Raw genomic sequence first — 12,760 nt, forward strand, 5'->3', positions numbered from 1 at the left:
CATCTGAATGAAGAAATTAGAAATTAGAATGTTACTAAAATTAATCGGTTTCTTTACTTTTTTCCTGATGCAGTATTTATATATTATTTTCTTTCAATTTACTTCACTATTCGATTGTTCGAATGTTCGAATGTTCTATTATTTTAAAACCCTGATTCTGTAAATGTTGGTAGATGCATGCAGCAAATTAAAAACTACTTCATGAAACAAAAATATAGAACCGGGTGACCCGTTGCAAAAAATAGGAGAGTAGGTCGTCGCCAACCCTTTAAAGTAAAAGCCTGTAGCTCTAAGTTACAGGCTTTTTTTATGTATACACTCTAGCTTTTTAAATTATGATGTGAGCATTAGATACACTTAACAATCCGGCAATCACTGTTTTAGCATCTGCTACTCTACCATCAGAACAGCTTTTGTAAAATTCTTTTACCGGGATTTCAACGGTTTCAATATATTCATTTTCTGTTTCAACGCCGGCTGTTTTTTTAATTTCAATATCCTCATCTATTAGTCCCAGATAGATAAATATCTTCTCAGATGTATATCCCGGTGAAGGAAATATTTCTGTCAAAAAAATTAAGTTTTCTTTCTTTAGCCTAATCCCTGTCTCTTCTTTTAATTCCCGAATAGCTGCCTGTTCCGGTGTTTTATCATGACTATCTACTATACCGGCAACAGCTTCAAGCAAGGGCTCTTTAATTCTGTCATTTACTGCATATCGGAATTGAGATACTAAGATTATAGTTTTTCTGATTTTATGGTATAGTAAGACACAGACAGCATCCTTTTTATCAATTTTTTCTCGCTTATATTCAACGGTTTTCCCGCCCGGCAATTTATGCTTGATACTTCCCTCTTTGATTTTTAAGTATCCACTATATACTATACCTTCTTTTTCAAGTTCTATATTTTCTGCCATAAGAATTTAATGTTTTAACTTTCTAAAAACTAAAAACCCTTGTCTGCTTTAAAATTAGTCAGGAAAAATAATGGACTTTCTGCCTGTAATGTTAACTCCTTTAAGACCTGATTGATATTTTTTATTAATACTACTTACAATTTCATTTATGATAAGCCCATATCCTCTGTGAGTGGGATATAAGCCATCTAAAGAGAAAAACTGCCCGGTTAGATAATCAAAGTTAAAATCAATTCCTTTTTCCAGATATCCACTTCCAATTTTTTTAAACAAAGCATGAAAATCAACTAATGCATAGTTATATTCTAATGCAATGCGATTCAGTTCAGCATTATACTGATTGATTCTGTTTTGTAGAAATTGTTGCTCTTCTAAGTCTAAGTAGTATTGGGTAGGTAAAGGGGATAAGGAACCGAGAAAATTACACTTAACTCTTTCTAAAGGTAATGAAAAAAGAATAAAATCATTTTCAGTTGCAAATCTATTTCCTTCAGCATTTTTTCCTTTTAGCAGAAAAGGATTATTCCCTTTTTGATAATCATAATTTAGAGGTGATACTTGAGTTAATAGTTGAGCTTGCTCTTCATCTAATTCAAGACCATTCCATTGAACTACATGAAAAAAGGGAAAGTCAAGTACGTCCGGAATTGTTGCTATTGCCCCAAAATTATTTTCAGTATAAATACTATCAAGCAATACCTCTACTGCATTAGCAAATTCAGCAGGGGAGAGAAGACTTTGAAGTGAACCTTTGAGTATATTGTCAACTATCATTTCTGTACCTATATTCAGATATACAAAGTCTGCTGTAAAGTCTGCCAGATAGTGTAAAAAAGATTGAATTGTATCATTAAAAAAGCTTTGAACAAAGGGTTTTTGAGAAATATCAGCAAATACAAAAGGGTCAATAAAAATATCAGGTGTTAAACCCGGTAAAGAAATATTATTTACAAAGGTATTTTCAGCAGGAGAAAACCAATTTCCGGCGGGTATGTCCTTTTCTATTTTACGAGGGAAAGTAATGGTATCTCCAAGGCAGTCAACCCATTCTTCCAGATTAAAAGCAGAATGAAAAACACTGTCAGTAAAACCAATTTTTAAGTCTGATTCTAATTCAGCAGAGTTTATGTTTGAAATACCAATGCTTGCGAAAGCATTTATGATACCTTGAGAAGGACTATTATTCATATCATCTTCTGAAAGAGCAGCATTAGATAAACCGGCTGAATAAGAATCTCCGATGATTAATACATTTTGAACATCCAAATCTCCGGAGAAGGGGTCTGTGCTTTCAATTTCAGGAGTGCAAGAAAGTAAGTACAGAGCAGTAACAGTAAATAAGCATTTTTTCATCTTTTGGTATGTATGTTTAAAGTTCAATTTTAATAAAAGAAAGAAAGTCCAAAACTTCCAATAAGGGCTTTCCCTTTATAACTGCCTCCCAGTCCTGCATAATTAAGCTCAGTTTTTTCAGTTCTTTGCATAGTTTCGGTATACAAAACACTTAAATCTGCCATAAGTGATTTGCCTAATTTAAAACTTAAGCCGGCACTAAGACCAATTCTATCTGAATCAGGTGTTTCAGGGGATAAAAAATTATCCTGCACAGGAGTCATGTCAAAATAGGTTCCAAAACGTATTATTAAATTATTAGCAGGTTTATAACTCCCTCCAAATCGAAAAGCAAAATTATTTTTATAAAGGCGGGGTTCTCTGGTATCATTTAAAACGCTTGTTGTATTTTCAAATTGAACAATTAAAGAGTCATAGGATGACCAGCCGGTATAATTTAGATCAAAGTTTAAGCTAAATTTTTCACTTGGTTTAACTTGAATACCCAAACCGGTATGAAAAGGTAATCGTAATCTGGTAGAAATATTTCCATCAGGAAAAGAATCTCTCAAAAGTGCAGGAACATTAAAAGTAGCAGTACCATCATTAGGCGCTACATCTACATTTGATATAAATGAAACGCCCAGATTTATAAAATCGTTTAAATCATAAAAAATACCTGCATTAAACCCCCAACCTATAGCATTGCCTTCCAACAAGACTTCTCCGTCAGTCATATCATTAATAGCTAAGGGTATATCTTTTCTTATTAAAACATCTCCGTAAGCCAATATTGGCCCAAGACCGATGCCTAATCTTTCAGTAACTTTATAGCTAACTGTAGGCTGAAAATAGAATGTTTTTAAATCTATCTCACTGGTAACAAAGCGACCCGGCCAATGGTCCTGCCAATCCAAATTGTTTCCGAAGGGATTGTAAATTCCCATTCCGACTCTCCATCTGCTTGTTGAGTCTAGTGCCCAGTCTCCATAAAAATATAAAGGGAAAGAGTTCCCATATTCATTAGTATATTTTTGTCCTGAAATTTCATCTTCAAATTCCATTCTTAAATCTACTAAACTGAAACCGCTTATTATAGAGCGCTTGGGGTTGTGAACTAAAGAACCCGGATTAAAATATATTCCGGATGCATTTTCAGCATTTGCTATTCCGGTATGCCCCATGGCAATATTTCCGGCTGCATTTAAAGAAATTTGAAATCCACCGGCTTTTAATGAAGTTGAAGTCACCTGTAATATAATCAGTAAGATTGCAAACGATAGGTAATACTTCATGTTTTAATATTTTAGGATATTCAATGTGAAACCGGTTTTCAGAAATTTATATAAGTTAATATTATGAAGATAATGTTTTTTATAAATTGCATCTAACTTGAAAAAATTTCTTTAAAGAAATGGTCAATTTTTTTTCAGTTTTTTAGCTTCATTCCAAAGGTTATCCATTTGGTCGAGTGTCATATCATTAAGATTTAAACCACTATTTTCTGCCTCTTTTTCAATGTAACTAAATCGGCGGATAAATTTTTTATTAGTTTTAGTAAGTGCATTATCCGGATCTACTCCTATAAATCTTGCATAATTTACTAAAGCAAAAAGTATATCTCCAAACTCTTCTTCCAGTTTTTCTACTCCGGCATTTTCTTTTCGGGCCTCTTCAAGTTCATCTATTTCTTCTTTAACTTTTTCCCAAACTTGTTCTGTTTTGTCCCACTCAAAACCAACTTTTGCAGCCTTCTCCTGAATTCTTTGTGCTTTAATTAGACTCGGTAGTGATTGAGGAACACCACTTAAAACAGATGTCTTTCCTTCTAAAAGCTTAAGTTTCTCCCAGTTTTTTTTAACATCTTCTTCATTTTCAACCCGGGTTTCGCCATATACATGTGGATGTCTTCTAACAAGCTTCTCTGAAATTTCATTCAGTACTTCTGTTATATTAAATGCCTTTTCTTCTTGCGCAATTTTAGCATAAAAAACGATATGGAGCATAAGGTCACCTAATTCTTCTTTTACACCGGGTAAATCATTATTTATAATTGCATCTGAGAGTTCATATAATTCTTCTATAGAAAGAGGCCTGAGCGTTTCCATGGTTTGTTTTTTGTCCCAGGGACACTTTTCCCTCAGCTCATCCATAATGATAAGTAACTTTTCAAAAGCTTGACTTTCTTGAGTTTTATTTATTTTCATTGCAGCTTTGTTTTTCAGTTGCTAAAATACGTTATCTTTGCTTTCCTTTTCGAAATTCAATGAACAAGAAGATTGAAATTGGTGTTGTATAAACAAATAAAAGTACAAAACTTATGCTGACAACAATATTATTTACAATTATTACAGTTTCATTAGCGATTGGAATGATTTCTCTGCGCCTGATTTTTGTTAAAGATGGAGAATTCCGTGGGACTTGTGCATCGAACAATCCTATGTTAAAAAATCAGGTAGGGGATTGTAGTGTTTGTGGTAAAAAAGCAGAAGAACCTTGTCAGGGGGATGAGTTAGATAGAGTAAAAGGTTAAATTTCAATAATCAAATCACTCATTTTTTCAGTCATCATCACTTCAATTTCACCGTTCTCTCCCAAATAAACCAATAAAGCCTCCAATATAGGATTCGATTCGATTAATTCGAACGCTTTTTCGTGTCCTAATACCATAGCTGCTGTGGCATAGGCATCAGCTCTCATTGCATTGTCGGCTATTACAGTAATGCTCAAAAGTCGGTTAGTTTCCGGGAAGCCTGTTTTTGGATTCAAAGTGTGACCTATTTTTTCACCATTTATCTCATGATAATTTCTATAATTACCGGATGAAGCAAGAGCACTATTATTTAACTCAATTATGCTTTGAAATTCATTATCATCATTTCCAAATTCTGTAGTAGGTTTTTCTACTCCAATACGCCAAACTCTGTCATTAACATTTTTTCCCATAGTGCGAACTTCGCCACCAATTTCAACCATAAAATTTTGTATTCCTCTACTAACTAAGTAGTCAGAAACTACATCAACACCATATCCTTTAGCTATGGCACCAAAATCAAGAGATACGTTTGGATGTTTTTTTCTTAGTACCAATTCCTGATTGGGGTTAAAATGATAATCAATGAGATCGAGTCCCGTAAATTTCAAAATGCTATCTACAGAAATAGTATCCTTAAGACTCAAGTTTTTATAAGCGTCTTCAAACCCAAAGCCCCAATAATTAACCAAATTCATAACAGTAGGATCAAAAGCACCTGATGATTGTACATAAACATCAACACTTTCCATAAAAACTATCTGGAAATGGAGATCTACAGCATGCCAGTGGGTAGTGTCTTTGCTTTTATTGAAAATGCTGATTATAGAAGTATCAATATAGGTTGACATAGATTGATTTACAACTCTTAATACAGAGTCTATACCTTCCTGATAAGAAACCGGTTGCCCCGGCATAACATACTTAATATCGTAAGTGGTGCCCATTGTCCTGCCGTTAATCTCAATTTGTGAGGGCCTGTCTTGTTGAGAGCAGGAGTTTAAGCTTAATATAAAAAGGAGAAAAGGAAAAAGAATGCGATTGTTCATTTAGGGATAATTTACAGATTTCTATTCAGGACTCTGGCTTTTATTTCTTCAATATTGCCTTTAGGTATTGCATCTACTAACTTTTTAGTATACTCACGTTGAGGATTATTATATATATCATCAGCTTTACCCATTTCTTCAATTTTTCCCTGGTTCATTACGATCATTCTGTCGGACATAAATTTCACAACTGAAAGGTCATGAGAGATGAATATATAGGTGAATTTAAACTCCTCTCTCAATTCAATTAAAAGATTTAAAACCTGAGCCTGAACAGATACGTCCAAAGCAGATACAGACTCATCACAAACGATAAAGCTTGGGTTAAGTGCAAGAGCTCTGGCGATACATATTCTTTGGCGCTGGCCACCTGAAAATTCATGAGGATACCTGTTAAACTGGTCTGCTTTTAGGTTTACTTTTTCCAGTAAATCAATTACTTTTTGCTTTCTTTCTTTTTGACCGCTATACAATTTATGAACCTCCATTGGCTCCATAATTGCATCTCCTATTGTCATTCTGGGGTTTAAAGATGAGTAAGGATCCTGGAAAATAATTTGCATTTCTTTTCTCAGTTTTGTTAATTCACTTTGAGAAACATCAAGAATATTTCTGCCTTTGTAAATTACTTCACCACCAACCGGGTCGACCAAACGTAAGATAGTTCTTCCTAAAGTAGTTTTTCCACAACCTGATTCCCCAACAAGTCCGAGCGTCTCTCCCGGATAAACATCAAAGGTAACATCATCTACTGCTTTCACATGTTCCAAAACTTTTCCAAAAAAGTTTGTTTTAGAAGGGAAATAAGTTTTTAAATTTCTGACACTTAATACCGGTTCGTCCTGCATAAGTTTATCATATCTTTGAGCGGTATGTTCAGAAGTAACCTCAACTTCAGCAAGAACTTTTTCAAGGTCAGACTCAAGTTCAATAATATTCCCCTCTTCATCTTCTTTCATAAAGTCAGAAACAGTAGGTAATTTACTGTATCTTTTGCCCAGAGGTGGTCGGCAGGCAAGTAGTCCTTTTGTATAAGGGTGTTGTGGATTGCTAAAAACATCCAAAATATCTCCGGATTCTACGATATTACCCTTGTACATAACGATAACTTTATCAGCAATTTCAGCTATTACACCCAAATCGTGCGTAATAAACATCATACTCATTTCTATTTCATCGCGCAACTCTCTCATTAGTTCAAGAATTGTAGCCTGAACAGTAACATCAAGGGCAGTTGTAGGCTCATCGGCTATCAGCAGACTTGGATTGCAGGACATAGCCATCGCAATCATAACTCTTTGTTTTTGTCCACCGGAAAGTTGGTGTGGATAAGCTTTGAAAATTCTTTCCGGGTCCGGCAATTTTACTCTTTCGAAAAGGGCTTTAACAAGATTTTTTGCCTCATTATAAGATTTCTTTTGATGCAAAATAATTGCTTCTGCTACCTGATCGCCACAGGTAAAAACCGGATTCAGAGATGTCATGGGTTCCTGGAAAATCATAGAAACATGATTTCCCCTGTACTTTCGCATGACTTTATCAGGTGCGCTAACCAAATCTAAAACTTTTCCGTCTTTATGATGAAAAAGTATCTCACCATTTGTAATTCTTCCGGGTGGGTCAGGAATTAATCGCATAACAGATAGAGAAGTTACAGATTTACCTGAACCGGATTCTCCTACTATTCCTAAGGTTTCACCCCTTTTTAAAGTAAAACTTACGTCGTTTACTGCTTTAACAATCCCTTCTTCTGTACTGAATACAGTTTGTAAGTCTTTTACTTCTAATAACAATTTATCGCTCATAAAATCAGATTAAGTATAAATAGCAAATTAATGCGTTAATATTGATGCTTATTAATTGAGGGTTAAAATTAAATGTAAATTTAGCATTACCAAAATTTTAGCCTAAAAGATGGTTTCCAATTTCCAATTTTCTATTTATTTTTCAATAAATTGTAGTTTTTAAAGCCTAAAATTTCTTCTCCGCCAAAAAATGTATTCTCTATTAACGTCATAAATCGGTTTTTAAATCGCTCATGTCTGTGTTCTTTTCTTTTTTTATTGTCACTTCCGGTATAGTTTAACATATCTGCCCAATCAAAACTTTCTATTTTGTTTTGCATAACAGCCGGATGTGTTTCTTTGAACTTCTCGAGCTTTCCTAATGGACCGTAGTCAAAAAGGGCAAACTCTTTTTTATTTTTTTCATCAGCACCTCTACTTTGATGAATATCAGCCAAAGCTTTAGTTTTATTTTGCATAAAATCAGGTGGTCTGACAAACCCGTAATGATATATCTCAGCGTCTACCAAAGCCACATTTAATTTATAAGTACCTTCTTTTTGTCTGTAATTTAACATATCAAATCCCGGAATTCTTCTAAAAGACTGAGCCGATTCCCAGGAATGAATTTCAGGATCATTTCGGACAATTCTTATTTCATAGGGATACCAGCCATGGGCTCTATGATAGTGATTGTAATCGCCCCAAAAATGTTTGTATTTAAATAGTAAACCTTCTACTTCTTTGTCTTCATATAGTTCTTCACACCTTTTGGTAATGACATCCAGATATTTTTCATGAACCACTTCATCAGCTTGCAAATAAAAAAGCCAGTCTCCTGTGCATGCTGATTTTGCTATGTCTGTTTGGTGTGCATTTTCCATACCCCGAGGATATTTTTTTAAATCCCATTTGGTATGTATTATTTTGATTTTTGAAGAGTTAATACCTTCAATAATTTCTATGGTTTTATCATCTTCATCACAATCGCCTACAGCAATTACAAATTCATCAACTATTGGGAGGATTGATTGGATAGCTTCTTTAATTGGATAATACAGCTTATATCCGTTTTTTACCATTGAAAAACCACTAATTTTCATTTTTTAATTTTTATTCGGGATTTTTTTCATCTGCATATATAACGTTTTCAGGTTGGATCAAAGGAAACCCGGAAAGCGCAAGATACAATTGAGCAGTTGCAGCTACATCTTTGTTGCAATAATTAACTATACGGGCGAGATTTTTTTCATTCCAATATACTTCAGCTACTTTGCTGCCATCAATATCATCTTTGGGTGTGGGGATTTCAAAAAGCTCAGTTAACAGCTTTAGAGATGTGAAGTTTTTATAATCACCAAATCTCCATAATTGCATGGTATCAATATGATTCACTTCCCACGGTTTTTTTTCATGAAGCCTGAGGGATTGAGGCAATTGAATTCTATTAATTAACATTCTTCTGGAAATGTAAGGAATATCAAATTCTTTGATGTTATGCCCACAAAAGAAAAAAGCTGATGGATTAGGATAAAACTGATTTAGCATCTTAGCAAAAGAGCTTAAAAGATTTTTTTCGTCATTTCCTGAAAAAGATTTTATCTTAATTTGGAGATTGTTTTCCTCATTGTTGCGTATAAAAATGCCCACTGAAATACAAATGATTTTGCCAAATTCAGAATAAATACCCCCACGTTTAAAAAATAATTCATCTGCCGGTACTTCAGGGTCTACTCTATTAGCCTTTTCAGTCCAAATTTCTTGCAATGCAGGTGAAAGCTCATTAAATGCAGGTTTTACCGGCACCGTTTCAACATCAATAACTAAAATTTTATTTAATTCAGGAGTTAACATTTGATAAAGTTCTTTTTTTTAAAATCATGAAAATTTCATTCCCTATCCTTGCAGGGTGTGAGTTTTTGGCTGTTTCAAAGGTAATAAACTCAAAGAAAGGACTAAAATAATCAATATATTCTTCTTTACTGCCTCCAAAAGGAGGTTTGTCAGTATTTAAGGGTATTTGAAACAATAATCCGACCAGTTTTGCATTTGGTTTTAATAGTTGGTATATTTTTTGACTATACGATTCTCGCATGGAAGGTGGTAAGGCACAAAAAAAAGTTTGCTCGATTATTAAATCATATTCCCCTGACAGTTTGAAAAAGTCTTTTTGCAAAAGTTGTTTTTCAGGGAAGTCGGGGTTTCGTTCTTTAAACTTTTTAAGTGGCAAAATAGCCCAATCCAGTAAAAAAATATTTTTGAATCCTTTTTTATATAAATATTCAACTTCGTATGCGTTTCCGGCACCGGGAACTAATATCTTTAGTTGTTTATCCGTTAACTGATCAAAATATTTTTTTAATGGCGGCGATACCATACCTAAATCCCAACCGGTTTGTTCAGTTGCATAACGTTCATTCCAAAATTCGGGATTTAATTCTTTCATAAAAGTTTTTATTTTTTAATTATTAAAATAGATTTGCAGTAAAGTTAAAACATCCTCAACTATGGAAAACAAAATGGACAAAGGAAAAGAAAAAAACAATAGCAAAAGGCCATTATATATCGGCTTAATTGTTTTGTTGTTACTGATTAACGGGTTTTTAGCCTATAATACGCTTTCTACTAAGAAGAAAGCGGATCAGTTAGAAATTGAAAGAACTGAATTGCAGACAATGTATGACAGCGTTTTGGTGGAATACAATTTGACAAAAGCCGATATTGAGGAGTTAATGGGAATTAATGATGAACTTGACAGAGAGCTGGAAATGAGACTTGCAGAGTTGGAAAGTGCAAGAACTGAAATTGAAGATTTGCTTCAAAAAAATCAGGTTACTTCCAGACAGTTAGCCGATGCTCAGCGATTAATCAGGAGCTTAAGAGCAGAGAATGAGCGTTTCGCAAGTCAAATTGATTCACTAACGACTGTAACTGCAGATTTGATGTTGGAGAGAGAGTCGCTTACAGCAGATTTGGAGCAGGAGAGAAATATCAGACAGGAATTGCAAGATGAGCGAGTAGGGCTTTCAAGAAAAGTTGAATTAGGTTCTCTTTTTGATTTAGAAGGTTTAGAGGCCGAGGGTGTACGCTATAGAAATAATGGAAGAGAAGTAAGTACTAGAAATTCCAGAAGAGTTGAGAAATTAAAAGTTTGTTTTACAGCTCTGGAAAATAGAGTTGCAGATGAAGGACAGAAAAGCTTACATATCAGGATTATAAGTCCGGAAGGTTCAACAATTGCAGTTCAAAACCTTGGTTCAGGTACGTTTGTAAATGCTGAAACCGGAGAGCAAATGCAATTCACAACTAAGGCTGATTTTGATTATCAGGGAGACTCCAGAAATTTATGTGTGTATTGGTCACAAACAGCTGCCTTTTCCGGAGGCAATTACAATGTTGAGATTTATCAGTCAGGTTATTTAATTGATAAAACTGAATTCAGTTTGAGATAAGTTTATTAAAAGATATTTTATTAGAAGGGGCGGTATTTTTTTACTGCCCTTTTTTTATGAATATACCCCAAGTAAGGAATAAAGGCCGCATGCCTTCTGCAAAAGGGCTTCTTTATGGTCTTTCTGCATGGAGTTCATATCCATTTTACATTTGCAATTTGCCATCATAATTTTGACATTTTTCTTGGGTCTTCGAATTCTTGGAATTTGGGCTCTTGGGACTTTGAACTTCCCTGCCTACTCAAATGTCCGTTTTGAACGAACTTTCACTTCTTCCACCAAAGCTGTTTTGGCAAAGCCTTCTTCATAAATATGAACAAAACCTCCCTGACCATTTTGGGCTGTGCGCTCCATAACATTAATTCCGGATTCATCTGTTCCTATGCATACTACCGAAAGTAAAATGTCATTTTGCCTGTATTCCCTTCTAATCATTCTATAAAGTGAACGGGGAGTGTAATTAGGATCATTAAAAAGTCCGTCAGTAATGATTATGATTTGATTGTTGCCTCCTTCTATGAAATGTTTGTTTGCTTTACTATAAGCTACTTCAAGGCCTCTAACTCCATGCGTTACACCTCCGGGCTCTAAATCATTTACCTTTTTCTGTAAATTCACTTTTGAATTCCCTGTCTGATTTTCAGCAAGTACGTTTGTATTGCCGGCATAGGTTATTAATGTAACATTATCAATATCCCGAAATGCATCCAACAATGAATTGACAGATTGCTGCATCAATTCAAATCTGTTTTCTAATGACATAGAAATTGATATATCTAATAGTAAGACTATGTGGTTTGTTTTATACAAATCATATGAAAATGTTCCATCCTCATTTATTTCAGGTAAATCATCCAACTGTTCAAAAACAAATTCATCTTCTGTAAAAGTCTCTTCCGGCTCTGAGGTTTCTGTTTGAGTTTCAGTTTGAACAATTTGAGGGCTTATGGGAGTAAGTTCCAGTATAACTGACTTTTTTTGAGCATTAAATGAAAACCTCTTTTCATTCGGTATATAATTTTCTTTTTCAGCATTGAGATTATAAATTCCGGCAGATAAATCTACATTATGGCTTTCCGTATTTTTCCATCTTTGAGCAAAGGTTCCCTGAAATTGTGTAATCTTAAGGTTTGCTCCGTAAATATTTTCTTTACTCTCAGCATCTATCACTATTATCTCTAAAGGATAGTGAGGTGTATAGCGATTTGGTGTTCCCATTACCGGGCATTCAGTAAGAGCTGAAGGATGCAATGACTTAATGTTTCCTTTTAATGTAAATCGAAGCGGTTCGTTGGAGGCATTTGTATATATTTCGGCATTTTTAGAAAAGCTACCGGTATTTTCAGTGTAATAATAAACCTGCAAAGAAAAAGTTTCACCGGGTGGTACTCGTCTTTGTGGGTACTCTATCATCATATCTCTTTCTGCCCTGGTAGGTAAAAAAACCAAATCAGCATTCCCGGTATTTTTAATATAAAAAACGGCCGGCTCATTATTCCACATTTCTACTTCTCCAAAATTAAATTCAGTCTCAGCTACCTCAATTTTAGCTTGAGCAAAGAGAGTACCATTAAGTAAAATCTGACAAAGAAAAAAAAGTTTAAATGACAAAAGGAAGTGAGTCATAAAGCCTGTTTTAAAAGTTTGAGATGTTTAAATATATAAATTGTCCGGAAATGAAATGCTCATTC

12 protein-coding genes are annotated in these 12,760 nt (G+C 34.3%); 2 read left to right on the forward strand and 10 right to left on the reverse strand.

What is annotated here, in order from left to right:
• Positions 1-328: 328 nt before the first annotated feature.
• From EA412_02605 to EA412_02620, 4 genes are all read right to left on the reverse strand, one after another.
• Entirely contained in the window at positions 329-919 is a 591-nt protein-coding gene (locus EA412_02605; protein TVR81538.1) for an NUDIX domain-containing protein, read from the reverse strand.
• Positions 920-973: 54 nt separating this feature from the next.
• On the reverse strand, positions 974-2,272 hold the full coding sequence (locus tag EA412_02610; GenBank protein ID TVR81539.1) for a hypothetical protein: 1,299 nt from the start codon (positions 2,270-2,272) through the stop codon (positions 974-976).
• Positions 2,273-2,301: 29 nt separating this feature from the next.
• Positions 2,302-3,546: a hypothetical protein gene (locus EA412_02615; GenBank protein ID TVR81540.1), complete on the reverse strand. Its 1,245-nt coding sequence runs from the start codon at positions 3,544-3,546 to the stop codon at positions 2,302-2,304.
• A 123-nt stretch (positions 3,547-3,669) separates the two neighbouring features.
• A complete protein-coding gene (locus EA412_02620; protein ID TVR81541.1) occupies positions 3,670-4,458 on the reverse strand; it encodes a nucleoside triphosphate pyrophosphohydrolase in 789 nt (262 codons plus the stop codon).
• 113 nt (positions 4,459-4,571) lie between these two features.
• Between EA412_02620 and EA412_02625 the strand changes: the two genes are divergently transcribed.
• Positions 4,572-4,784: a hypothetical protein gene (locus EA412_02625; protein ID TVR81542.1), complete on the forward strand. Its 213-nt coding sequence runs from the start codon at positions 4,572-4,574 to the stop codon at positions 4,782-4,784.
• On the opposite strand, the gene EA412_02630 is transcribed toward EA412_02625, so the two are convergent.
• From EA412_02630 to EA412_02650, 5 genes are all read right to left on the reverse strand, one after another.
• Positions 4,781-5,833: an FAD:protein FMN transferase gene (locus EA412_02630; GenBank protein ID TVR81543.1), complete on the reverse strand. Its 1,053-nt coding sequence runs from the start codon at positions 5,831-5,833 to the stop codon at positions 4,781-4,783. The two genes, EA412_02625 and EA412_02630, sit on opposite strands and share 4 nt — an antisense overlap.
• Positions 5,834-5,844: 11 nt before the next feature.
• The gene (locus EA412_02635; GenBank protein TVR81544.1) at positions 5,845-7,638 is read right to left on the reverse strand and encodes an ABC transporter ATP-binding protein; all 1,794 of its coding nucleotides are present in this window, start codon (positions 7,636-7,638) and stop codon (positions 5,845-5,847) included.
• A gap of 131 nt (positions 7,639-7,769) precedes the next feature.
• A complete protein-coding gene (locus tag EA412_02640; protein TVR81545.1) occupies positions 7,770-8,720 on the reverse strand; it encodes a hypothetical protein in 951 nt (316 codons plus the stop codon).
• Positions 8,721-8,730: 10 nt separating this feature from the next.
• A complete protein-coding gene (locus tag EA412_02645; protein TVR81546.1) occupies positions 8,731-9,471 on the reverse strand; it encodes a 3'-5' exonuclease in 741 nt (246 codons plus the stop codon).
• Entirely contained in the window at positions 9,458-10,063 is a 606-nt protein-coding gene (locus tag EA412_02650; protein TVR81547.1) for an SAM-dependent methyltransferase, read from the reverse strand. Before EA412_02650 ends, EA412_02645 begins: the two co-directional genes overlap by 14 nt.
• 61 nt (positions 10,064-10,124) lie before the next feature.
• Here EA412_02650 and EA412_02655 point away from each other — a divergent pair, with 61 nt between their 5' ends.
• Positions 10,125-11,069, forward strand: coding sequence for a hypothetical protein (locus tag EA412_02655; GenBank protein ID TVR81548.1), 945 nt, complete (start codon positions 10,125-10,127; stop codon positions 11,067-11,069).
• Between the two features lie 237 nt (positions 11,070-11,306).
• Here EA412_02655 and EA412_02660 read toward each other — a convergent pair whose 3' ends face one another.
• On the reverse strand, positions 11,307-12,695 hold the full coding sequence (locus EA412_02660) for a DUF1573 domain-containing protein (protein ID TVR81549.1): 1,389 nt from the start codon (positions 12,693-12,695) through the stop codon (positions 11,307-11,309).
• Between the last annotated feature and the right edge of the window lie 65 nt (positions 12,696-12,760).

This window comes from Chitinophagaceae bacterium, from assembly GCA_007695095.1.
GTDB lineage: Bacteria > Bacteroidota > Bacteroidia > Chitinophagales > REEL01 > REEL01.

Bases quoted from the DNA above. Each gene is read 5' to 3' on its own strand.
- EA412_02650 (TVR81547.1), bottom strand. From the start codon at position 10,063: ATGAAAGAATTAAATCCCGAATTTTGGAATGAACGTTATGCAACTGAA.
- EA412_02625 (TVR81542.1), top strand. From the start codon at position 4,572: ATGCTGACAACAATATTATTTACAATTATTACAGTTTCATTAGCGATT.
- EA412_02635 (TVR81544.1), bottom strand. From the start codon at position 7,638: ATGAGCGATAAATTGTTATTAGAAGTAAAAGACTTACAAACTGTATTC.
- EA412_02655 (TVR81548.1), top strand. From the start codon at position 10,125: ATGGAAAACAAAATGGACAAAGGAAAAGAAAAAAACAATAGCAAAAGG.
- EA412_02610 (TVR81539.1), bottom strand. From the start codon at position 2,272: ATGAAAAAATGCTTATTTACTGTTACTGCTCTGTACTTACTTTCTTGC.
- EA412_02630 (TVR81543.1), bottom strand. From the start codon at position 5,833: ATGAACAATCGCATTCTTTTTCCTTTTCTCCTTTTTATATTAAGCTTA.
- EA412_02620 (TVR81541.1), bottom strand. From the start codon at position 4,458: ATGAAAATAAATAAAACTCAAGAAAGTCAAGCTTTTGAAAAGTTACTT.
- EA412_02605 (TVR81538.1), bottom strand. From the start codon at position 919: ATGGCAGAAAATATAGAACTTGAAAAAGAAGGTATAGTATATAGTGGA.
- EA412_02640 (TVR81545.1), bottom strand. From the start codon at position 8,720: ATGAAAATTAGTGGTTTTTCAATGGTAAAAAACGGATATAAGCTGTAT.
- EA412_02660 (TVR81549.1), bottom strand. From the start codon at position 12,695: ATGACTCACTTCCTTTTGTCATTTAAACTTTTTTTTCTTTGTCAGATT.
- EA412_02615 (TVR81540.1), bottom strand. From the start codon at position 3,546: ATGAAGTATTACCTATCGTTTGCAATCTTACTGATTATATTACAGGTG.
- EA412_02645 (TVR81546.1), bottom strand. From the start codon at position 9,471: ATGTTAACTCCTGAATTAAATAAAATTTTAGTTATTGATGTTGAAACG.